Source organism: Flammeovirga sp. EKP202 (assembly GCF_014534745.1).
GTDB lineage: Bacteria > Bacteroidota > Bacteroidia > Cytophagales > Flammeovirgaceae > Flammeovirga.
The window spans coordinates 157,346-182,099 of record NZ_JACVVP010000004.1 but is presented as its reverse complement, the minus strand read 5'-3'; the positions used below and the strand labels follow the sequence as shown (position 1 = coordinate 182,099).

Below are 24,754 nucleotides of genomic sequence, written 5' to 3'. Positions count from 1 at the left end.
AAAATAGAATCATAATTTAGCATGACAACCACAAAAAAATATATATTCGTATTACTTTCTTTTTTATTTATTTCTACTCAATCTTTATTCGCTCAGCAAGATGAAAAAGCAAAGAAGATATTAGATGAAATGAGTAATTTTTATCAAGGACTTGATGCATTTAGTGCTGACGTTCACCAAGAAGCCATCAGTACAAGTGAAGGAAAATTAGGTGATATTGATATGAAAGCAATTATCAGTGGAAATAAATATCAGCTTCAATTAGATGGTCAAACTATTTACAGTGACACTAAAAATGTATATAGATATGATCAAGAAATGGAAGAGGTTACTATTGAATCTGCTGAAGGAGACGATGAAAGTTTAACGGGTTCACCTTCTCAAATTTACACGTTATATCAAAAAAACTTTAAGTACTTATATACAGGTAAAGAGAATGGTTTAGATGTTATTGATCTTAGCCCAGATAAAAGTTTAGACATTAATTATTTCCGTATTAGAATGTATATCAAATCTTCTACGAAAGAGTTGGTAAAATGGGAAATGTATGAAAAAGGGAACTTAATGAAGTATGTATATGTAATCAACAACTTCGATAAAAACGTTTCTGTTTCAGATAGCGACTTCAAATTTAACACTGCTTCTCACCCTGATGTTGAAGTAGTTGATTTAAGATAGTCAATGCAAAATATTAAGCATAAAAAAACGTATCAAGTCACCTTGATACGTTTTTTTATATCCTTATTTCTCTGCCTTATGCTACTGGAGCAGTGGCTTTGAATAATACAGCTTCGCTTGAAGTTGAAATAGAATAGTTCGCATCTACTAACAACAATGCTACCTCACCTCTTGTTAAAGTTAAAGTATCATCGCCTTCAGTAATTGTTGCCTCACCTTCAGAAACAATGATGATCTGAGCAGTTTTAGCAGTATGTGTATACTGATCTCCACCTTTCAATGAGATTCTAGATAATTCAAAATCTGGAGCTGGGCTCTTGTAGATTCTCTCTAAACCGTCAGCTTGTAACTCACCATCCATCACATTTGGATGTGTTTCATCAAAAGTAACGTGTTTTAATAATTCAGGTACATCAACGTGCTTAGGTGTTAAACCACCTCTCAATACGTTGTCTGAGTTGGCCATTAACTCCATATTTTGACCTTCCAAATAAGCGTGAGGAAGACCTGCATCTTGGAATACTGCTTCTCCAACGTCAGCTTTTACGATATTGAAGAAATAAATCGAGTAAATACCTTTATCTAAATCTTCTCCTTCAGCCTGTAAAGCAACAGATTTTGCTGTCCAATAATCTGGAGATGATTTTTCGATTTTTCCTTCATTGTACAATGGCATCACTCTGTCCACAAGAGAACGTAATTTTTCATTCACTTGTGCAGGAGTATACTCCATTACAGTTTTATATAATTCATAGTACCCTCCGTTTTCAAAAACTTCAACTAAGTCAGAAAACTCAGGTACAGTAGTTAAGACCTCTTTCAGTTTGTCTTTTGGTAAGAAACCGTGCAATAAGTAAAACTCCGACAACGCCACCATGATTTCTGGCTTGTGATTATCGTCTTTGTAGTTTCTATGCGATGCTGTTAAAGGAATACCTTCTTCATTTTCTCTAGCAAACCCTTTTTCAGCTTCCACTTTTGTAGGGTGTACTTGGATTGACAGAACATCTTTTACATCCAATACTTTGAATAAAAATGGTAAACGGCCAAATTTTTCATTGATGTAAGTACCGATAGTTCCTTTTGGATCTTCTTCAATCATCTTGTTCAACAATTGAGATTCACCAATTTGAGCTGGAGCATTATTGTGTGCACCCATCCAATACTCGGCGTAAGGCTTGTCTTCTTGTGGTATAGATACTAATTCGGGGATGAATGAACTTCCTCCCCATGCGTAGTTTTGGACGATTCCTTTTAATGGAAATAATTTTGACATTTGTAATATTTGGTCTTATAAGTAGATAATAATGTTTGTATGTAAGTTTACAGATTAAATTGATAACTTCATGCATCAGTTAACCTATATACTTTGTGACTGTTTTTCTATGATAGACGATCGACAACTCACTTAATTGTCACAAAAATAGAAATATTTTTATCACTTCTATACTAACAAAACCTTATAAAATAGAAAATTGGAATATATGGATAAATATCTAACCTTCAAGTTCAAAAAGTTTGACATAGGTCATCAAAATTCTGCCATGAAAATCGGCACCGATGGAATTTTATTGGGTGCTTGGGCTAATTTAATCGGTTGCAGAAATGTATTAGATCTTGGAACTGGTTCTGGATTGATCGCACTAATGTGTGCACAAAGATATGGAGATACTAAGTTTATAGGGTTAGATATTGATAAGGAAGCTAGCATTCAGGCGGGAATTAATTTTGAAAAATCGCCCTTCTCAGACCAATTGAAAAGTGTACATTCTTCTATACAAGATTTTAAAAATGAGGATCAAATTCAGTTTGATGCCATTGTAAGTAACCCTCCTTTTTTTAAAGACAGTCTCAAGGCAGAGAACATCCAAAGAAATACTGCTAGACATACCGACAATTTAAGTATGGGTGACTTATTTCAATTCTCATCCAATTTGCTTCATGAAGGTGGTAAATTAATTATCATCTATCCTTTTGACCAACTTCCACAGCTTAATCAAGTGGCCTTGAATTACAACTTCCACATTGATAAACAGGTTAATATCAGTCATAATTCCTCAAAACATCCTAAAAGAGTATTACTGGAGTATCTCTATAAGGTTGAAACACGTAAAATAATTATAGACTTTAATATACGCAACGATAAGGGAGAATACTCTAAAGAATATATCTCACTTACAAAAGACTACCATCCGTTTTTATAATGAAAAATAAAACCAACATCTTACTAGATTCAACTACTATTGATAGCCTATATGCTAGTATCCACCAAAATATTGGAGGAGAGAGGATTGATAATAGAATCATTGGTAATACCAACTTAGGTAATGTACACTTAGAATCTTTTAATCATATCAAAGATTTTAATATCAGCATTAATCAAATTAGCCTTAATAAAACAGTACATATTTATAATAACGTTGATAATGGAGAAGGCAATGTGTATATGCTCATTGTTAAAGAAGATGGTTCTATTTTGGCAAATACGGGAGAACGAAAATTGAAAGAAGTAAAGAAGCACGAGTTCATCATCTACTCTAATATTAATAAAGTGATTCTAGAATTCCCAAAGGATCAGTCTTTATCATTAGTGGGACTTCGCTTGAATAGAGATCAATTAGTTTCTCTACTTGACCACTCCGTTGAAGCTTACCAAGAATTAGCAAACTATCTTTCAGAAAACGTTATTATAGATCAAGTAACATCAGAAACTTTACACATAATAGAAGAGATTGTAAAAGTTCAGAATAGTACTATTATAGGTCGCTCCTCTATCATTATTGGAAAAGGGTTAGAACTTGCAGGACGCTTCCTCACTCAAACTTATCAGAAGTTCCAAAATCAAAGCATTAAAACTAATCAAATGTCTCAAGAAGAAATAGAGCTTTATTATGAGATTAAAGATTACTTACTGCAAGATTATGAGAACATCCCTACCATTACTACCATCGCAAAAGAGTTTGGGATTGGTGAGACCAAATTAAAAGAGCGCTTTAAATCCATTTTTGGAAAACCCATATTCAAATTTGTGACAACGCATAGAATGTTAGATGCTCACCGCCTCATTGAGATGACAGACAAACCAGTTTCAACGGTAGCTAAAGAGGTTGGTTACCCCCATTTATCTAAATTTTCTATGGTTTTCAAGAAACATTATGGGTATACTCCATCAGAATTGAGGAAAAATACAGTCATTAATGCTTATTAAAGTTTTACGACTAAAGTGGTAAACAAAAAGTCTAAAGTGGTAAATCTAGAGCGTGTTGTTGGCGTTATAGTAACTATCAAAACCAATTTTTAATAATAATTTAATCTTAAAATAAAATGAAGTTTACTACTAAGACGATCTCTGCAAACGTTCTACGTTTCTTCCTAGTTGCTATCTCTGCTTTGACTATTGCAAGCTGTAGCAAAGACAACGATGAAATTACACCAGAACCTGTATCTTCTATTGAAATTACAAACTTAGAAGATGGTGCTGAAATTACAAGTGCTATTGCTTTCGATTTAGAAACAGCTGTTTCTTCTTTAAGCGGTACAATTGCAGAACCTAAAGTGTCTTTCACAAACGTTAAAACTGGTGAGACATTTGAATTTGATTTAATGGGTAAAATGCCTGAAATCGAAGGTCCTATCAACACAACTATGACTGCTAAAGTAGAAGGTCTAGTTAAAGGAGAATATGATGTTATTGCTTCTTTCCAAGAAACTGTAGTAGCTAACATTGTGATTTCTGAAAAAATCAACATCACAGTATTAGACAAAGAGCCAAGAAACTAATCCTTCTTGATTCTAGGAACACAATATAATACATCCACGAAACAAAAAATCCCTAGTCATTTGAGTAGGGATTTTTCCCTTTTTAAAAAGGGTAACTTATTTTTCATTGAACACCTGGTTAATTTATAATCAGGTGTTTTTTATTGCTTTTCGATCAGATAAAAACCACATGTGGTCACAAAATTTCTTACCCAAGGAATATCACCTAAAACAGGAATTTTCTTTCTTGGTTTCAACCCAAATTTATATTCATAGATTGGGTTAATGAAGTATAAAGTTCTATCAATGATTTTGTAATCCGAAGCCTTACTGATTCTCTCAAATCGTTCAAGAGATATACCTGTTTCCTTTATTTCCATTAATTCAGTAACATGTCCTTCTGCCACATTTCCATTTTTAAGAATAAACTTATAAACTGGAGCCGGCAGTAAATGGAAATAAGGAAGTTTTGATAATACTTTACTAGCACAAATTTGCTGATGACCTCCAAAAGGCATTTGCCAAGGTGGAAATCCAAAAAATATCTTTCCCTTAGGTTTTAAGAAACTTCTGAAATAGTGGATAATTTTCTCTTGGTTAGGAATATGCTCAATGACATCTTTCAACACAATCAAATCAAACTTATCATCCAAATCTCTTTCAACATCTATGTCATAAACATTTTTACCAATGACTTTTGCCTGTCCTTGATCAATGTATTCTTTTAGGAATTGATTTGCTAAAGCTACTCTATCCAAATTTAACTCTATACCCATACCAATACAGCCTCTATCTAAAAAAGCTTTCAACACTCCTCCTTCTCCGCAACCTACTTCTAGTACTCTGGTGTTTTTTGTTATAGGATATGATTGTTCGATAAAGGGAATAACATATTTGTTAGCATTATCAGTTTGATATGAAAAATATACCTCTTTATCCTGATGAAACTCAAAAGCCATCGTTTGATGTTTTAGTCTATTAATTTATTAATCAGTGGTGATCGTGTTATTTCTAACCCATTCAAAATGCTCACCAAAGTAAAAAATGACAATATTCATTATTATGCCCCAAAATACGGCACTTAAAAACATATATGATATTATTCTGCGTTTTTTTTCACCAAAAGACAACGCTATTAACATTCCTATAGGTGGTCCAAAAAGAATTGGGGTCAAAAAAGCAACTCCTTTCATTCCGTAGCCTTGCCAAACTCTCACAATCATACGATTCCTTTTCGTGAATAAACGGCGTACTTTACCACGGTTCATCCACTCCAGAATCTTTTTTCTTGCTTTGGTTCCCATATATGTCAAAGTAACAACAGTCAGCATCATACCTAAAATTGTGATCACTGTAGTCTCTACGATTGTAAGTCCAGTCGTTAGTCCTATTATAGGTCCAAATAAGAATTTCACAGCACTGATGAAGAGTAGTGAAATATATTTTGTGAGTAGATCTAACATTCTATTATTATCGTTACCTCTTTATAATATGAACACAAAAGAGTGAAAGATAAATCAATTTTCATCTAAAAAATTGATTTAATTCCATTAATTATTGAAAAAGAACTGATTATCAGCATAAAAATTCTTTATTAACATCATATACTTTAAAATAGTTTCAAGTTGATGTATTTTTGTTCTACTAAGAGCAGCCTAACACAGGCACTTTATAAACTACAACAAGAAATTTTAAAATGATCTTTTTAAGAACTTTTTTATTCTTCTTACTCATTATCACTGTAACAACATCTTCACCTAATGCCAGTACTTATCATTATAAAGATGACAACTTACTACAGATGGAAAATGAGTCCCTTTTATCTACTTTATACGATACTGCTCACCTAAAGGATGAGGGTTTGTCTTTTGATGCCTTTAAAAAGGGAATGATTGCCTACTTAAATTTGATTAATAAAAAACAAATCAATAACACAAGAGTAGTAAGTATACTCGATTTCAACCAACCTTCAACCGCCAAGCGTTTTTATATCATTGATGTAACGTCAGGAAAGTTACTTTTAAAAACTTATGTGTCTCATGGGGTCAACTCAGGCTTACTTTACGCAGAGAACTTTAGTAATATCGTCAATTCGAAACAAAGTTCATTAGGTATTTACAAAGCAGCAGAAACTTACACTGGTAAGTATGGCTTGTCACTTAAGTTAGATGGATTGGAGAGAAACATTAATGATAATGCACGAAAGAGAGCGATTGTTCTCCACCCTGCTAAATATGTTTCAGAGCATTTTATTCATCAAAATGGATATATGGGAAGAAGTTTTGGTTGTCCTGCGGTATCATATCAAGATCATAAAAAAGTAATTCAATATATCAAAGGAGGTAGTGTGCTTTATATTCACACAAACATTGAACGTTATCAAGATGAAGCTCTATTTTCACTTCCTGAAAACTCATTAGAACTGTTAGCACAATACACTAACATTCCTCCACAAAAAATCATTAAATACTAAGCAAATTGTAAACTAAATTTTCGTCAACTTTCAATCAACCTTTCTGCCAGCATTTATAGGATAAACTTTCAAACTTTCTTCTTCTTCATTTTTGTCTTAACACAAAAACGAAGCAAAAAAGTCAAGGCTTTGAAGTCAAAAGCGTTCAGAATTTCATTTCTAGGCCGAGGGAGATACTACTAAATGATGGTCTGATTACATGTTAAAAGACAAAGGTTTTATAATAATTTTTCTAAAATGCAGTTCTGTAGGGACGTTTTATTAAAACGTCCTCGCGAACCACAACACACTACCATTAATCCTTCATAAAAGGAGTTATATTAATTAACGAGAATTTATTTTACAGTGTGTTATTACAAAATTATTTAATACTAATTCTATTTATTTTTGACTTAGTACCTAAAAAAAATAGAGCATGAATCCACATGCTCTATTTTTTTATTTTAATTCAGAACCTAGAGGGACCGAACTACTTTTATATCCCAATGCTACTGCCTTCGATTTATCGTCTAAAGCTTTTTTTGCCTTTCCTAACTTCGTAAAAGTGAGAGAACGGTAATAGTATAATTTCTTATCCTTTGGATTCTTCTTCAATGCCGAATTCAAATATTTTAATGCCTTCTTATAATTTTTATTATTGAAAGCGATTATGCCCCTAACACCACTCACTTCTTCTGCACTGGCATCTAATTTTAATACATCAACAATTTGATCTTCTGCTAAATCATTATCACCAAGTAATGCGTAATTGTAGCCCAGTAAGATTCTAGCAGAAGAGTAATCTGGATATTTTTGCACCGCACTTTCCAATATTTCATTACTCTTCGTTAAATCCCCTAATTCCATCAAAGCAACACCCTCTCCATAGAGATCAACGTACTTGGATTTACCTAGGTTATGAAGTAAAGTGAAATCTTCTAAAGCATTTTCATAATCCTTTAATTTGATAGATGTCCATGCTCTTTGATGAATAACATAAGAAAACTGAGGGGTAATGTCTAATGCTTTTGTATAATTTGCTTGAGCTTCTTCTAAGTTTCCTTTTAATGAATAGACATCTCCTAAATAAGAATATACTTTCGAGTTATTCTTCATTAAACTTACTGCTCTATCTAGATCCGTTAATGCCGAATCAAGTTCCTCTGAAAGCTTATAAGCAAAACCACGTTGCATGTAAGCATATCCATAATTTGTAGAATGTGATATCGCTTCAGAGAAAAAGTCTTTTGCTTGAGTATATTCTTTTTTACCCAAATAAGCATTTCCCATCAATACATAGGTATAAGCTTTAGAAGGATCTATTTCAATGGCTTTGTAAAGAGAAGCCATACTATCATCTAGTCTCCCTAATGCTAACTCCGTCTTTCCTTTCTCAACTAAGGCATTATAATAGGTAGGAAAATATTTCAACGCACTATCATAATCACTTAATGCCTCAAGGTACTTTCTTGATTTAGTCAACAAGATACCTCTTTTATAATAGGCGAAACCATAAGATGGTGCCCACTTTATAGCATTATTAAAATCATTTATAGCTTCTTTATTTTTCTCAAGTCTAGCATACAGCTCCCCTCTTCTACAATAAGCATAGGCATATTGAGGGTTGTACAATAAAGCTTGATTATAGGCTTTTAAAGCATCTGAAAACTGTATTGAATTCGATAAACAATCTCCTTTCAAGCTTAAAAGTTTGATGTTATTCTGATCAATCAAAAGTCCTTGTTCTACTGTTGACAATGCCTCATCAAACTCATTTTGCATAGTGTTAATCTCTGCTTTAAAAATATAAGCATCGATTATTCTAGGGTCTAAAGCAATGGTATTATTAAAATCAGAAAGTGCCTCTTTGTACTTTTTCATCTTCATGAAAGTATGACCTCTTCTCTGATAATACATCGCTGAAGACGGTGATAAATCTATCACCTTTGTGTAATCTCGAATTGCTTTATTGTACTGATGTGTATTGACATAAGTCTCTGCTCTAAATACATATGCAGTGACAAACAAGGAATCTTGCTCTATAGCAGTAGTAAATTCTTTCTCAGCCTTTTGGTACTCCTCTTTGTTAAGGTAGATATAACCCATTAGGGAATAACCAACAGGTTTAACAGCATCTATGGTCAAACCCATCTTCACATCACGTACAGCACTGTCTAACTCTCCTTTATGAATGTATAGCTTTGCTCTCTCGTAATAAGCATTGTCATTCAATAAATTCAATTGGATTTCTTGCGTATAAGCGTCAATAGCTTTATCAATTTGTCCATTCAAGACGTTTTGATACCCCTCATCCATATAGTTTTGAGCAATTACGGAAACAGTAGTACTGATTAAAATCAAGAATGGGAAAATAACTTTTAATTTATTGATAGACATAAATAATGCTTAGTTAGAATTTACAATACCTTCTATTTCATAGATAGTCTATTGTATTAAACACATAAATTTAAGATTATGATATAATAGTTTAGAGTTATTAATAAAGTATTAACGTTTTTTAGAGAATAAGAAAATATTCATTGTTATCATTGTTGTTGAAATTTAAATGAAGGAAGCAGTATTCAAAAAAAGTAGAATTATTTAGTAGAACCATTACTCAATTTTCCATTTTTTTTTCGAGTATCAAAATTATCCTTTGTTCAATTTCAAAAAGTACTGTATTTATGTAAGATTTCTTCAACATTACCGCACAAAGGGGTAAAAATACTATATATCAGCTATTTACATTGAGCTATACTATTCAAAAAGATTTATAAAACAATAGTAAAATGAATGATCTTAAAAACAGAGAAGATGTGATTCTGCTTGTCAATACGTTTTATACAAAAGTAAGAGCACACGATGAACTAGGGCCCTTCTTTGATGAACATATAAAAATTGATTGGGACACCCACCTTCCTACGATGTATGACTTTTGGGAGACGAACTTATTTTTCATTTCAAAATATAAGGGAAACCCTGTAAAAACACATCAAGAAGTGGATCAAAAATCTACGATAGAACAAAAGCATTTTGGGTTTTGGTTACAACTGTGGTTCAATACTATAGATGAGTTATTCAAGGGAGAAAAAGCTGATTTATTAAAATCAAGAGCTAGAAATATGTCCCACATGTTGTTCATGCGTATTTTTAATGCACGTTCCAACAACCCTTAATTCTTAAAATGAAAATACTTCAAGGAGGAGAAATAAATTAAAAATGGATAAGAAATGTTACTAAAGTAATTACATTTTTTTCGTTTTATTTCACCTCTGATCCCGTATATTTGGGCTGAAATGTACTCTATGAAGAAGAAGATTTTATATGCCTCTATTTTTGTGGTAGTAGGCACAATTGGGTTGATTACTTTATTACTGTCTTGGAATGCCTATGTTAGTCATAAAAGTGCTCCGTATATTTTAGACAGAGAAACTCCTGCTATCACTTGTAAAACGGGCTTAATGTTAGGAACAAGTAAATACTTAAGAAGCGGGGCTCCTAATCCATTTTTCTATAATAGAGTCAATGCTGCTTCAGAATTAATTAGAGGGCACGATGTTGAGTTTATTATAGTCAGCGGTGACAATAGAACCACACAATATAATGAACCTAAAGTAATGCGTATCGCATTGGAGAAAAAAGGGGTAAATAAGAAAAAAATTGTGATGGACTATGCAGGTTTAAGAACCTTAGACTCTGTTATAAGAGCCAATAAAGTATTTAAACAAGACAAGTACATTGTCATTTCACAACTATTTCACATAGAAAGAGCCATATTTATTGCTAGGCACCATGGTATAGAAGCCTATGGCTATCCCGCAGATGATGTACCTTTAAACAAAGGCTATACAGTCCATTTAAGAGAGGTACTTGCTAGAGCGAAGATGTTCTTAGACCTTTATATTTTTGATACACAACCTCGATTCTTGGGGAAAGAAGAGGTTATAGAATAAAAAAGCATCAATTTCTACATAATGAAATTGATGCTTTCTAATTTTATAATTTGACTATGAACCAAATGCCATAGATTTTAATTCGAAGTTGAAACCTTGAGAAATAAGCTCGTCATACTTACCTTCTTCGAAGACATAGTAGTATGCACCTTTCTTAGACACACCTTTTTGTTTCTCATCTAATTTCTTTAATAAGCCTGTTGCTAAGATCTTCTTTCTGAAGTTACGCTTATCAAATTGCTTTTGGTGAATCGCTTCATACAATGACTGAAGCTCAGGTAATGTAAATTTCTCCGGTAATAATTCAAACCCGATAGGTTGGTATCTTGATTTTCTTCTCAATTTACCCCAAGACATTTGAATCATTGTTTCGTGGTCAAACATCAATTTTGGTAAGGCCGTAATTGGGAACCACTGTGCTTGATTCTTCTCTAAAGCTTCCTCATCTTGTGATTCAACTTTAATTAAAGAATAATATACTAATGAAATAACTCGTGCTTCTGGATCTCGGTCAACCTCACCAAAAGTACTAAGTTGCTCCATGAAAATTCTATCTAAACCTGTTTGTTTTTTTAGTACACGTTCAGCAGCGTAATGTAAAGATTCTCCGTAATGCAAGAAACCGGTTGCTAATCCCCATGCTCCTTTGTAAGGATCTACTTTACGGCGCGTCAATAAGACTTTTAATTCGCCTTTTTCGTATCCAAAAATTACACAATCTATGGCCAGTAAAGGTTTATATGCGCTCTGATAATATTCGTTCATATTCTAAATCTTATTTTAAAGATTGGAATTTTACTATAATTTTTCTTTTCCTTCCCATAAAGATAACTAATAAATTAAGAATACATTATCTTTTTAATCCAAATCTGAAATTGAATTACAAATATAAAGTTTTCATTCGAAAAAGATAACAAAACGGGACAAACTCATACATAATAAGCAATAACCGGTGATTATCTATTTATTTTTATTTACATTTATATTTTAATAACATTTTAACTCCTAAAGATTATACTACGGACTTCAAAATAGCCTACTATGAAATATATATTATCTCAATTTTTCATAAAGTGTTTGACTGTACTATTATTGCTTTTTTCAACACAACTCTCATTTGCTGATCAAGTCAATAAAAAAATTGACAATTTGCTTCGAGTAAGTCAAAAATATGCGGATGATGGCGAATATAAGAAAGCATTAATTTGGAACAATAAAGCCTTAAGAAAAGCGAGAGGAAGAGATTCGGCTCTTATCGAAGTTTTAGCACAAAGAGCGAGTTTCCAACTTTCTTTGTCTGAACTTGCTGAATTTGAAGAAACCGTTTCTTCGTTCATTACACTTGCTAAAAAAAGAAGAAGAGCACCTTTTGGCCAAGCTTATGCCCTACTTTTAGCGAGTAAATTATACATTGATTATTCTGATATTGTGAGTGCTTCTAATCTCTATTTAGAAGCAATGGCTATTATTGAAAGTAATCCAAATACTCAAAAATTCATTGCGAAATCACTTGATTATCAACAACTCGAAAAAGCTGTACTCTCTGGTATCTATTTAGAAAGAGGTCAATACGACTCGGCTATGGCTGTAATTCCTGAGTATCAAAAATTAAGTCTCGACTTTGCCAATAGTATCTCCAAAGACGTTTATGAGCTTAGAGGAAACAGATTCATCAATAAAAAATTTACCAACCGAGAGCAAAATCGTCTGAAAAGAGATCATGCTTACAGCTTAACAATGGAAGGTAAATTGTACCGTTTAAGTGGTGATTACGCTAGAGCAGATAGTCTTCTGAAAGTAAGTGAAGAGTGGATAAAGAAGAATTTAAGAGTAGATGATGTGAGCTACATCCTCAACTACCACGAGAGAACACTTAATTATATAGAAAACAAAATTGATCCTTTGGTACCTCGAAAAATGCTTGAAAAAAACATTTATAGAGCAGAAAGGGTACTTGGTATCAGCCATAAAGTATTTTTCCAAATTCAAGAAGACCTTGTAGACTATTATGCATGGCAACGCTTCAGTAATAAAGGAGATAAGACACAATGGGAATACTTTACAAACACAACATTATACTTTGGAAGAAAAAGTATCAACCGTTCAAAATCTGACCGCTTAACGGCAAAAGATGATTATTTGAAAGGAAATTTGAATAAATCTTTGCGTCTTACTAGTGAATTAGTGAGAGACGTAAATGATGGAATTATCCCTAAAAACCATAAAGAATATATTCTTCTTTTAGAGTTAAGATATAAGTTAGGTATAGCCTTAGAAGATCAAGATTTAGCCAAAAATTCACTTGATGCTTATATCATGGCTATTATTAAAATATTAGGTAAAGATGCTCTTCAGTATCACATTGCAAAAGTTGAACAAGCCACTTACTTAACGATGTATTCGAATGAGTTTGAAAAGGCGAATAACTTATTCGACGTTCATTTACCGATTATTGAAGCACGCTTAAATCCTCACCACTACAAACGCCTTGAAGCTGAAAAAGAAAGAGCCAACTACTATTCACTAATGGGTGAAACGGAAAAAGCTGCTTCATTAAGTGCAAGCATCAAAGAGGCTTACGGTGAGTACTATGGAAAAGATCACCTAGAATATGCCGCAGGTTTACAAGGTACAGCCGCTTATGCCATAGATCTTGGAAATTACACTGAAGCAGATGAAGAAATCACGGAGTTGTTACAGCTTTATGAAAAACACACTTACAGAAAGGGAACACAAAATGCTACACATGCTAGAGCATTAGAAACTGCGGCTCGTTTTCAAGTAATCACCGGTCAGTTTAATGAAGCTACAGACAACCTTTCTAAAGCGAATAGATTATCAAGAAAATCACCTGGAACAGTCGCTTCCTCTTCATTCGCAGATGTCCACGCTATTGTTTATCTACAAAAAGAATATTTCTCTCAAGCTGAAAATATCATCCAAAAATCAATTGACCATAGAAAAGATATTTTTGGTGAGGATAGCCGATTACTAATTGTTCCTTACACACAAAAAGCTCGATTGGCCTATCTAAAAGGTGAATATATTGAAGCTGATTCTATTGCTCAAAAAGCGTATACTATTAGTTACAACACTTTTGGTGAAGAAGCAAAACAATCCATTGAAACCCTTGAGGTACAGGCTGAAATTGCCGTTGCAATGGGTAACTACGAAAAAGCACAAGAGCTTACACAAAAAGCTCTTGCCATTGCCAAAAGCTTGTATGGAGAAAGACATATTGAAGTGGCAAAAGGTTATACGCAGTTAGCTCTCATCGACTTGTATATGGGATATGATCCTAACGATGTAATGTATCTTTTCAAGGATGCTGTAGATATCGTGGCCGTTCAACTAGGGAAAGAGAATCCTGTTTTTGCACTTGCGTTGAAAAACTATGCGTTAGCCAAAATGGAGATAGGCAAATACGATGAAGCAGAAGACCTGTTAAATGAAGCGAATGATATTTGGGTTGAAAAATTAAAAAATGAAAACAATACCAACTCTGCTGAAATTAAGCTTCTTTTAGGGGACCTTGAAATGAGAAGAAATGGCTTCGAAAAAGCACAAGAGTACTACACTGAAGCACAAAAGACGTACAGTAAATTATTCCACAAAGGTCACCCTATGTACATTAAAAGTACATTAAAAAGGGCCCAAGCGTATTATAGTGATGGCAATTACAATAAGTCTACAAAGTATGCTAAAATTACTTTGAAAGAGCACACCGAATTTATTGAGAAGTACTTCCCTGTATTAAGTTCAAAAGAAAAATCAAAATACTGGCAGTCTATTAAGTTAGATTATGACTTCTACTACAATTTGGCTTTCGCATCGAAGAAAAAGAAGTTGAAGTCTGATATGTATAATTACGCATTGGAAACAAAACCTCTTTTGTTAAGTTCATCTGTAAAAGTGCGTAATCAAATTCTACAAAGTAATGATTCTGTTTTGATTCGTGAATTCAACGAATGGATTGAAAAGAAAGAAACACTTACAAAAGCCTTTGCATTGACCAATGAACAACAACTTGCGGAAGGAATCAATGTTAAAGCTTTGGAAAGAGATATTAATGTTTTAGAGAAGGAATTATCAAAGAAATCAAGTGTTTTCTCCGAGCAAAGTTCTAAAAAGCAAAGTTGGAAAGCAATTCAAAAGAATTTAGCAGAAAATGAGGTAGCTATTGAAATTATACGATTCAATCAGTTTTCCAATATCTACACTGACACAGTGAATTATGCTGCATTAATCATTACTCCAAAAACAAAGACGACTCCAATAGTAAAAATTATTCCTAATGGAAATCTGTTAGAAACAGAAAACTTAGGTTTCTATAAAAACAACTTAATTTTCGGTTTCCCTGATGATGAATCGTATGCTGCATTCTGGAAACCAATTTATGATATTATTGGTAACGATAAAACGGTTTACTTCTCGGCTGATGGCGTTTATAATCAAATCAACCTAGAATCTATTCCTGTTGATATTGATAAAGGCGACTATATCATCGATCATAGTCATATTGTATTGACTTCTACAACTCTTGATATTCTGAATGAAAGTGCGGACAGAAGTGATAATAGAAATATCTCACTATTTGGTAATCCCGTGTTTTATAAAGACTTAAAACCCGAAGAATATAATGAGTATACACCAAGAGCTATCACTCAGTTACCAGGTACATACAAAGAGATTCAAGAGTTGGACAAGTTGCTTTCAACAGAAGATAATACCATTGACGCCGTTTTCCTTAATAAAGCTGCAACTGAAACTGCAGTTAAGGAATTAGAATCACCAAGAGTATTCCATATTGCTACTCACGGTTTCTTCTTAGACGACATCAGTACAGAGTCGCAATCATTATTCAAAAAAGCAGAGGGAGTCAATCCTTTACTTAGATCTGGCTTATTACTTACAAATGCTGGTGACTTAATGGCCACTGACAATGTTTATGCTTTCAATAAAGAAGAAGGTGTTTTAACAGCTTATGAGGCAATGAACTTGAACTTTGATAATACAGAACTAGTGGTATTGTCTGCTTGTGAAACTGGTAAAGGTGACAATAAAGTCGGCGAAGGAGTTTATGGTTTACAAAGAGCATTCTTAGTGGCTGGTGCTGATAACATCATTATGAGTTTGTTTGAGGTATCCGATGTAGCCACTCAAAAGTTGATGACTTCTTTTTATCACTTATGGTTGAAAGAAGGACACGATAAAAGAATTGCTTTCTCAATGGCGAAGAAGCAACTTAGAGAAGAATTCCCTGAACCAAAATATTGGGGTGCCTTTATTATGATAGGAAAGATATAATAATAGAAAATTATACATCAAAATTTGGAAGGAGGATGCTTTATGAAGTGTCCTCTTTTTGATTTTAAAAGACCTTGACCTTAGGAGTTTAACGGTTAGAAGTCAGAGAAATTAATTCCCAAAGAATTCAAGTTAAGAGAGTATTTTTATAACAATACCTGTTATATACCAAACACCTTTTTCAATATTCGTTACTATCACATTATTCTATTACAGATATAATAAAAATGTATGTTAATAATTTAAATATTAAAAAATAACTCATAGCTTTGATGTCGTTAAAAAGGTAAAATACTTTAATATCAGTATGTAATGGCTTCACTAACAAAAAAAGAACTACAAAAGAAATATCAAGATTACAAAGCTCAAGGATTAGCTTTGGATATGACAAGAGGTAAACCAGGTACAGAACAACTTGATTTATCCTTACCAATGATGGACTTAGTAACGTCTAAGGACTACAAAACTTTAGCGGGTGCAGACACTCGTAACTATGGAGGTCTTGATGGTATCCCTGAAATGAAAGAAATTTTCAAGGATTTCTTAGAGGTTTCTTCAACAGATGAAGTAATTGCAGCTGGAAACTCTTCACTTACTTTAATGCATGATACTATTGCAAGAGCAATGTCTCATGGTTTTCCTGAAAGCAAAAAGCCTTGGGGAAAATTAGATAAAGTAAAATTCTTATGTCCTTCTCCAGGGTATGATAGACACTACTCTGTATGTGAGCATTTCGGTATTGAAATGATTACTGTTCCTATGACTGAGAAAGGTCCGGACATGGATGTAGTAGAAAAGTTGGTTGCCGAAGATAAAAGTATTAAAGGTATTTGGGTAGTTCCTAAATATTCTAACCCTACAGGTATCACTTGCTCAAAAAAGACAGTGAAGCGTTTAGCTAAGATGACGACTGCAGCAAAGGATTTCCGTATTATGTGGGATAATGCTTATACTGTTCATCACTTATCAAAAGATCAAGATGAATTAGAAAACATCTTAGAAGCTTGTAAAGCTAAGGGAACTGAGAATAGAGTATTGATCTATGGTTCATTCTCAAAAATCTCATTTGCTGGTGCAGGTGTAGCAGGTATGGGTGCTTCAGTGGATAACATTAACTGGATGAAAGGTCACTTATCAATGGCTACTATCGGTCCTGATAAAATCAACCAATTAAGACATACACGTTTCTTCAAGAACTTCAAAGGAGTTCAAAAACATATGAAGAAGCACGCTGAAATCATTGCTCCAAAATTCGATGCAGTGATTGAAATCTTAGAAAAAGAATTAGGCGGTAAAGGTATTGCCACTTGGACTGTTCCAAAAGGTGGTTACTTTATCAGTCTTGACGTTCCAAAAGGATGTGCTAAAGAAGTGGTAAAATTAGCAGCAGAAGCGGGTGTTAAATTAACAGCAGCAGGTGCTACTTTCCCTTACAAAAATGATCCTAAAGATGAGAATATTCGTATCGCTCCAACTTTGCCTTCAATGGGTGAAATCAAATTGGCTATGCGTGTATTAACAGTATGTGTTCAATTGGCTGCTGCTTCTAAGAAGTAATTCAACATCACATATTGTAATATAAAACAAGGGCAATCTCGAATTGAGGTTGCCCTTGCTTTTTATATAGTAAGGGTAGACAAATTACCTACCCCTACATTTTATAAAACTTCATCTAAAAGTTTAGTATACTTTTCAAAATCTGATTCTACCTGAGGGTCTTTCATCACGTCGTATAAATGATAAGTGGCCAATTTTTCCATTCCAATGAAACTATTCATTTTATGGAATCCATACATCGGTCCATTATCGACACTTGTCCCCTCAAATAATTCACCTTCTAACTCAAAGGCTTCAATTGGTGCATTCCATGAAGTAGTCAGGATATATTGCTTACCTTGTAATAATCCTCCTCTACCATAATTCAATTTTGGACTCTTACTTGACCTTCCGTCTGAAGCATAAAGCTTATTATGCCCATTCGTCAATACTTGATCAAGATAATGCTTGAATCCAAATGGAATAGAAAACCACCAAATTGGTGTATGATAAATAATAATGTCAGCCCAAAGGAACTTTTCAATTTCTTCATTGACATCATAGTCTTCATCCACAAAAGTAGATTTGACTTCAAAACCTTCTCTATTCTTAAAATAATCAATAGATAAATTCGCAATTGATCTATTCAAACTACCTTGAGAGTGAAGAAACTTTTGTCCTCCGTTGATGACTAATACCTTTTTCATTTTCTTTCTGTTTTCTATTGACTTCATTATCGTACACAAAAATTATTACACGTAAAAACAAATAATTTGTTTCAACAAATATTGAAGATTTGAATTTGTTTATTTATGATTTTAATGAAGGTTCTAGCAATCAAAAGGTTAAGAAATCTTATAGTTTTAGATTTAAATAAATGAACGCTTATTTTTACTTCTTGTTCCCCAACAAATCATATTAGCTTATTATACATTCATGAGTACTACGAACAACAAACAAAAGTGGGTTGCTACCATCAATCAAAACTTTCATGCCCTGTACTTTTATATTTTAAAAAATAAGAAACCAATTTTCCTTTCTATCATTGGACTAGGTTTAATGGGTGTTTCCTTTATACTTCTTTTCCTGTCAGGAACATTTGGCACTGGATATTCTGACGAAGAGCTATTAAGTTATGAAAACGAAGAGGCTTCAACAGTCTACTCTGAAGATCAAATACTTATTGGGAAATTCTTTGCAGAAAATAGAACTAATGTTCAATTTGAAGACCTTCCTAAACATCTTATTAATGCCCTAGTAGCTACTGAAGACGCTCGATATTTTGAACATGAAGGCGTGGACTCTAGAAGTGTTTTAAGGGTTTTATTTAAGAGTATCATCTTAGGTGATAAAAGCAGTGGAGGAGGTAGTACCATTACGCAGCAATTAGCAAAAAATATGTATGGGAGAAAGGATTATGGTCCTTTTTCTATGCTTTTCAATAAATCCAATGAAATAAAAATTGCCCAACAAATAGAAAGACTTTATAGCAAAGAGGACATTTTAAGAATGTATTTAAATACAGTTCCTTTCGGTGAAGATTTATTTGGAATTGAAGCGGCTTCTGAACGCTTTTTCAACAAAAAAGTCTCTGATTTAAAGGTTGAAGAAAGTGCAGTCCTTATCGGTATCTTAAAGGCAAATACATTTTATAACCCGAGATTATACCCTGAAAATGCTCAAAAAAGAAGAAATGTTGTCATGAATCAGATGGTCAAATACGACCTTCTATCAAAAATTGAATATGATTCCTTGAAGGTTTTGCCTTTAAAACTAGACTACGCCAACATTGAGAATGAAGGTATTTCAAACTACTTCTTAGTACACGTTAAAAAGAAGGCAAAAGAAATTGTAGAAGAGTATAATAAGGCCAATAGTACTGATTTTGATTTAGAAAAAGATGGTTTGATCATTCAGACATCACTTAATGCAAAATTACAGTATAATGCCCTTCTAGCCTTTCAAGAACATTTATCAACAATGCAGAAACTGTTAGATAAACAGTATGCAAATGGTGCTAGTAAAAAACAGTTAGAACGTTTGGTTACTTCAGCTACACAAAAATTTGAACAACCTAAAGCCAAAAAATCAAGAGAGTATTTCACTTGGGAAGGGATAAAAGTAGAAAACTTAAGTGTAGAAGATAGTATAAGAAAAGAGCTTTCACTTCTTCATGCTGGATTCTTAGCGGTCAACCCCAATGACGGTTTTATTAAAGCTTGGGTTGGCGGTATTGATTTTAGAACACACCCCTATGATCAAATCATGGCCAAAAGACAGCTTGCATCTACTTTTAAACCCATTCTTTATGCAGCTGCTATGGAAAAAGGGATGCCTCCTTGTAAATATCTCAAAAATGAAATTGAAGAAGAAGATGGGTGGAAACCTGAGAACTACTCCAAAACATCGGGTGGAATGTATACACTTTCTGCTTCATTAGTAAAATCACTTAATATTCCTACCGTCAATCTTTATCAATCTATCCGATTTGACCGCTTGGAAGAGCTATGGGTAAAATTAGGATTCAGCGAAGAATTAAAAGATTATCCTTCTACATCTTTAGGAACTGTAGATGCTAGTATTTATGAATTAGCCATTGCTTACGCTGCCTTTGCCAATGGTGGTTATAAAATACAACCAAGGTGGATCAAAAGCATCACAACTACAGATGGCAAAAAAATATATGAGGCCAATCATGTAGAATCAGAAAGAGTGTTAAGTGAAGAAACTTCCATTTTAATGTCGACTATTCTTCAGAAAGCCATTAATGAAGGAACGGGTGTTGCTCTGCGAAGTAAATATAAGGTTCGCCTTCCTATCGGAGGTAAAACGGGTACTTCTCAAAACTATGGTGATGCATGGTTTGCAAGTATTAACCCCAACTTAGTGATGGTAACCAGAGTGGGTGCTTCTTCCAATCAAATTCACTTTAATTCAGGAGTAAATGGTAGCGGAAGTAAATTGGCACTTCCTATTACCGGTCTAACACTTCAAGAAACTCAAAAAGATAAAAAACTTTCAAAAGAATTATTCACCTACTTCCCTGCCCTTCCCGATTACCTATCTGATGCATTTGATTGTGAAGATTTTAAAGAAGGCACTGATGTTGAAATGTTCTTTAATAAAATCTTCAAAAAGAAGACCACGGAAGAAAAGGAAAATCGAAAAGCTGAACGTAAAAAACGAAGAGAAGAAAGGAAGAAAAAGAGAAAAGCAGAGTAAAAGGTAGAAAAACCGTTTACCCTGCAAACCTCATTTAGTTTATAATATCCTTTTCTGGTACTGCGTTTAATTGTTCCCAAAATTCAGTAGTGTTCTTTTTATTTTTCTTGAAGGCTAATTTCTTACCCAATTTAAGTTGTTGATTAGGGTAAAAATGAAGTACAATACCTTCATTAAAAGTATAGTTAGAAAAAGTATTGTAACGGTTCCAATAGGTGAGGTGATACTGCCCATCCTTTTCAGGATCACCGTAAATAAACTGATCTTTTTGATACCTACAATCTTCTGGGAGATTTATAAAGTAATTGGTATTCACATCTAAAACTTGACTTTTATCGTTCGGGTAGATTGCCAATTGCTCCCATTTTTCGATGGCAAAGTTTTCAGCATTGATTTTTAATTTCACTTGAAAAATTGCTGGATCAAACCATGCTAAGGTATTATAAAAGTGAGTATTTTTTTCAATGGTTGCTGTTGCCAATAATTCAAAATGAGTTTCTGTCTCTTCTAATAATTGAAACTCATAATGTCGCTTTCTTAAAGCATTTAATAGCGTGTATTGCTGAAAGTTGATTGGGCAAATTCTTGGAGCTAAAAAAAGATGTTTCTCTTGACTCATACCCCATTCACCAACGGGTTCTGTAATCATTGCTCCACCTCCCACTTTATATTCCTTAAAAAGATGATTTTGTACCGACATCTTTTTTCCAGTATCATTATTCAGCTGAGTCAGTTGTGCATACAATACGGAGGTATTTTTATTTTCACTGTGTTCCTTTCCTTTAGTCTGATAGCCATTTGTATCATTTTTATCTGCTATGGCTTCTACTAATAGAAAACGATCATTTTTAGCATCATATACTCTACTTTTATAAAGTGCTTGAAAGGCAAATGGGTCTTGGTAATAATTCCTTTTCAATCTTTTTCTGACCTTTCTCATCACCCTTTTAGAAGAAGTAGGTTTATCTCTAATTGTCAGAGTAGCTAATTCATTAACATCTACTTCTAACGGTATATTGATATTTTTTGAAAGTGTACTCAATGCTACTTTTTTCTTCTTGTAGCCAACGCATGACACTAAAAGACTATCTCTAAACGCAATGATATAAGCAGGTATATTAATTGAAAAAGAACCGTCTTCAAAACTTGAAACACCAATATGTTCTTCTGGAATACCAATACTTGCAAAAGGTATTGGTTCCATTTTTTCTTGATCAGTAATCACCCCCGAATATGTTTTGATTTCATGATTTTTTTTTGTCACTGATTTATATAAATATACTTCCTTTTGAGGTACATCTTTCACAAGATTTTTAGTCGTCATGATACGTTGTAGAATTGTATCTACCTCATGGTTCGTTTCTATATAGCGAACTTTATCATCAGTAGGTGGATCATAACTTGTTATACCCCTTAAAGTATCTGCATAAAAAAGAATATCACTCGCCTTATTCCATTCTAATTGTAAAGGTTCAAGACCAAATGCATTGCCATATATTGAAGAACTGAAAGATTGGAGCGGAAGCATAATGTAAGAATAGCTAGAAGCCTCTAAAGCATGTTCTAAAGTATAATTTTCTTGTTTATAGAGTGATGGAAAACTCGAAGTTGTGGAAAGTACCGTAACGTGTTCCTTTCCCAAGTTGTTGATGATTTGCTCTCCAGTAGATTGAAATGTATTATAATCAGGATGATGTTGACTTTTTATATCATTCGATACGTGACCTGAAGCACCCCATAGAATAAATTTTGAATTAGGATTTTGCTTTATGTGCCATAATGCATTCTTAGCCATTGTATCATCTCTTGGTTGAGCATGTTTCGCTTTCCACTCTTTTTCCGTAATTGAATTGACATTGGGATACATTTCGATGAATTGGACAAATTCATGTTGTGAATCCAATACCCTTAACCAAAATGATTGTTGCCTTCTCTGTTTAAGAGTCGTTACTTTTTTTTGAGCAATAACCTCTCGAAGAATTGGATAAGCCCTGTAATAATCGGTTAAACTATGAGGAAGTTCCCATCTCGAAACGATGGAATAAGCATCAAACCAATCTAGTAGTAGCTCCTCCTCTACTTCTTTTGAAAGATATCCTTTTAGATCGTAATAAATATCCTCGCCTATCATACGAGAAGGGTAATCAAAACCTCCTACTTTCACATGATACTTTTCAATGTCTTTACGTAAATTTTGAAACTCAAGTGTAGCACTCCAAAATTCAAAAACTGAAGAACTTAATTCTCTATAAACATCCTTTCCTTTTTCAATATTCTCTTGTGCTTTTTCAACATCATAAAAACCTGATTCAAACAAAATGTAATCAAACCCCATTTCTTGAATTAAAAACTGAGCAAGACGAGCATTCATTTCTACATGGTTTCCGAGATAATGTACGGCTTCTCCAATAAAAACTACTCGGTCATCACCTATCATCTCCTTAAGTGGCATCAGGTCTTCAAATGTAGAATCCGTTACAGAGGAAGGGTGAATTGGAATAAGATGCTCATTTACCTTTTTTGTAATGATCTCTTTCTGTAATTGGTCATCTTGTCCTTTCAAAGTGGTATTGAGCATTAACAGGACAATGAATAGTGTTAGTTTTCTCATTTCATTTAGGATTGCTTTATTTATTGAAGTTTGAAGGGCAAAATTCGTTCTAACTTTCTCATAAATATTTATCTAACCATTCCTGAATAAAAAGAAAAGGCCCGTTTGCAATTGAAAAACAAACGGGCCTTAAGACATAGAGGATAGACTACAGTAGTAAGCATCTATTATTTGTAAACATAAGATGTTCCTAACTTAGGGCAGTATACCTTGTTCTTTTTCTTATATTTTTTATCCCACTTTTGTGATTTTTCAAATGATGGATAAATGATGATAGAATATTCATTTGTACCCATGGTATAGGGAACTAATCTTGATATGGTAAAATCGTAAGAATAACCAATTTCTATATTCTTAAAACGAACGTTGGTCCCTACAATCAATGCATCTCTATTGGCTTCATCACGCATATTGATAAAAGTTCTCACACCTAATGATGCTCCAACAATAAAGGTTTTGTCTTTGTAACTTAACGATTTTGAAGCATTAGCTGTAAAGTCTCCTTGATAAATACCGCCTTGAATTCTCACAATAAAACTACCCCCTACATTGAGGTCTTGCGTTTTGGGTAAAAGGTGAGAAAAACCCGCATGTACAGTATATCTCAAAGGTGAAGCTGTTAGTACTTTCGTGTTATCATTGACTTGCCTTCCGGTTTGAAATAAATGATGTGCTGCAACACCAAACCAAACCGATTTATTGGTGGCTATTAGACCAAAACCTAATTCTGGAAACCAATCGGAAAGACCGTTTAATTGATCCACAGTAGATCCTCCATTATTAATATCATCGATGTAACGATATTGCGATCGAATGGCTTTATTCATCACCCCGAGCTGCATTGCGGGTTGTAGAAACCATACTTTTGACATGTTACCTCGGTACATTCGTCTTGGCTTGCTAACAGGAATAGTGTAGCCTACCACGCCTGACATAGTGATAGTATTCAAACCATTATTTCCTGTTATATCATTTGAAATCAAGGCTCCTACATTCAAACGACTAAGCGTATTCATTTCAAAACTAGCGTATTGAGTTTGGAAACCTCCATTCAGAGAACTCCACTGATCACGATAGCCCATTTTACCGATAAACGGACTACCTCCTAATCCCACAGTTGCTGGGTTAGTGTACAAATTAGCGGTATTGTACTGTGAAAAAATTGGAGATTGTGCTAGAGAGGTTTGGATCACAAACCCCTCTATGATAAATAATATTACAAATAACTTTTTCATC

18 protein-coding genes are annotated in these 24,754 nt (G+C 33.6%); 10 read left to right on the top strand and 8 right to left on the bottom strand.

The features are described 5' to 3' along the window. Nucleotides 1-21 precede the first annotated feature (21 nt). Nucleotides 22-678, top strand: a complete 657-nt coding sequence (locus IC221_RS03840; protein ID WP_188167688.1) for an outer membrane lipoprotein carrier protein LolA — start codon at nt 22-24, stop codon at nt 676-678. 76 nt (nt 679-754) lie between these two features. On the opposite strand, the gene manA is transcribed toward IC221_RS03840, so the two are convergent. Then, on the bottom strand, nt 755-1,954 hold the full coding sequence (gene manA / locus IC221_RS03835; RefSeq protein WP_188167687.1) for a mannose-6-phosphate isomerase, class I: 1,200 nt from the start codon (nt 1,952-1,954) through the stop codon (nt 755-757). A gap of 208 nt (nt 1,955-2,162) precedes the next feature. Between manA and IC221_RS03830 the strand changes: the two genes are divergently transcribed. The 3 genes from IC221_RS03830 to IC221_RS03820 all read left to right on the top strand — a co-directional run bounded on the left by IC221_RS03830 (nt 2,163) and on the right by IC221_RS03820 (nt 4,458). Beyond that, nucleotides 2,163-2,882, top strand: coding sequence for a tRNA1(Val) (adenine(37)-N6)-methyltransferase (locus IC221_RS03830; protein ID WP_188167686.1), 720 nt, complete (start codon nt 2,163-2,165; stop codon nt 2,880-2,882). Beyond that, entirely contained in the window at nt 2,882-3,886 is a 1,005-nt protein-coding gene (locus IC221_RS03825) for a helix-turn-helix transcriptional regulator (RefSeq protein WP_188167685.1), read from the top strand. Before IC221_RS03830 ends, IC221_RS03825 begins: the two co-directional genes overlap by 1 nt. Before the next feature lie 116 nt (nt 3,887-4,002). Beyond that, nucleotides 4,003-4,458 carry a hypothetical protein gene (locus IC221_RS03820; protein WP_188167684.1) on the top strand — a complete coding sequence of 152 codons (456 nt, stop codon included), beginning with the start codon at nt 4,003-4,005 and terminating at the stop codon, nt 4,456-4,458. A 140-nt stretch (nt 4,459-4,598) separates the two neighbouring features. Here the strand turns inward: IC221_RS03820 and IC221_RS03815 are convergent, their stop codons facing one another. Continuing rightward, entirely contained in the window at nt 4,599-5,396 is a 798-nt protein-coding gene (locus tag IC221_RS03815; RefSeq protein ID WP_188167683.1) for a bifunctional 2-polyprenyl-6-hydroxyphenol methylase/3-demethylubiquinol 3-O-methyltransferase UbiG, read from the bottom strand. Nucleotides 5,397-5,423: 27 nt separating this feature from the next. Continuing rightward, nucleotides 5,424-5,900, bottom strand: a complete 477-nt coding sequence (locus IC221_RS03810) for a hypothetical protein (RefSeq protein WP_188167682.1) — start codon at nt 5,898-5,900, stop codon at nt 5,424-5,426. 233 nt (nt 5,901-6,133) lie between these two features. Between IC221_RS03810 and IC221_RS03805 the strand changes: the two genes are divergently transcribed. Further along, nucleotides 6,134-6,910, top strand: a complete 777-nt coding sequence (locus IC221_RS03805; protein ID WP_223241285.1) for a murein L,D-transpeptidase catalytic domain family protein — start codon at nt 6,134-6,136, stop codon at nt 6,908-6,910. Nucleotides 6,911-7,348: 438 nt separating this feature from the next. Here the strand turns inward: IC221_RS03805 and IC221_RS03800 are convergent, their stop codons facing one another. Continuing rightward, nucleotides 7,349-9,286: a tetratricopeptide repeat protein gene (locus tag IC221_RS03800; RefSeq protein WP_188167681.1), complete on the bottom strand. Its 1,938-nt coding sequence runs from the start codon at nt 9,284-9,286 to the stop codon at nt 7,349-7,351. A gap of 392 nt (nt 9,287-9,678) precedes the next feature. On the opposite strand from IC221_RS03800, the gene IC221_RS03795 reads away from it, so the two are divergent. Then, on the top strand, nt 9,679-10,065 hold the full coding sequence (locus tag IC221_RS03795; protein WP_188167680.1) for a group III truncated hemoglobin: 387 nt from the start codon (nt 9,679-9,681) through the stop codon (nt 10,063-10,065). 129 nt (nt 10,066-10,194) lie between these two features. After that, a complete protein-coding gene (locus tag IC221_RS03790; RefSeq protein WP_044205255.1) occupies nt 10,195-10,842 on the top strand; it encodes a vancomycin high temperature exclusion protein in 648 nt (215 codons plus the stop codon). Between the two features lie 54 nt (nt 10,843-10,896). Here the strand turns inward: IC221_RS03790 and IC221_RS03785 are convergent, their stop codons facing one another. After that, entirely contained in the window at nt 10,897-11,607 is a 711-nt protein-coding gene (locus IC221_RS03785) for an NUDIX domain-containing protein (RefSeq protein ID WP_044205192.1), read from the bottom strand. 276 nt (nt 11,608-11,883) lie between these two features. On the opposite strand from IC221_RS03785, the gene IC221_RS03780 reads away from it, so the two are divergent. After that, nucleotides 11,884-16,149 carry a CHAT domain-containing tetratricopeptide repeat protein gene (locus IC221_RS03780; RefSeq protein WP_188167679.1) on the top strand — a complete coding sequence of 1,422 codons (4,266 nt, stop codon included), beginning with the start codon at nt 11,884-11,886 and terminating at the stop codon, nt 16,147-16,149. 312 nt (nt 16,150-16,461) lie between these two features. Next, on the top strand, nt 16,462-17,706 hold the full coding sequence (locus tag IC221_RS03775; protein WP_188167678.1) for an aminotransferase class I/II-fold pyridoxal phosphate-dependent enzyme: 1,245 nt from the start codon (nt 16,462-16,464) through the stop codon (nt 17,704-17,706). Nucleotides 17,707-17,807: 101 nt separating this feature from the next. Here the strand turns inward: IC221_RS03775 and IC221_RS03770 are convergent, their stop codons facing one another. Then, on the bottom strand, nt 17,808-18,392 hold the full coding sequence (locus tag IC221_RS03770) for an NAD(P)H-dependent oxidoreductase (RefSeq protein ID WP_188167677.1): 585 nt from the start codon (nt 18,390-18,392) through the stop codon (nt 17,808-17,810). Nucleotides 18,393-18,621: 229 nt separating this feature from the next. Here IC221_RS03770 and IC221_RS03765 point away from each other — a divergent pair, with 229 nt between their 5' ends. Next, the gene (locus IC221_RS03765) at nt 18,622-20,907 is read left to right on the top strand and encodes a transglycosylase domain-containing protein (RefSeq protein ID WP_188167676.1); all 2,286 of its coding nucleotides are present in this window, start codon (nt 18,622-18,624) and stop codon (nt 20,905-20,907) included. Nucleotides 20,908-20,941: 34 nt separating this feature from the next. Here IC221_RS03765 and IC221_RS03760 read toward each other — a convergent pair whose 3' ends face one another. Further along, complete coding sequence (locus tag IC221_RS03760) at nt 20,942-23,518, bottom strand: erythromycin esterase family protein (RefSeq protein WP_188167675.1); 2,577 nt, start codon at nt 23,516-23,518, stop codon at nt 20,942-20,944. A gap of 167 nt (nt 23,519-23,685) precedes the next feature. Further along, nucleotides 23,686-24,753: a PorP/SprF family type IX secretion system membrane protein gene (locus IC221_RS03755; RefSeq protein WP_188167674.1), complete on the bottom strand. Its 1,068-nt coding sequence runs from the start codon at nt 24,751-24,753 to the stop codon at nt 23,686-23,688. Nucleotide 24,754: the final 1 nt, after the last annotated feature.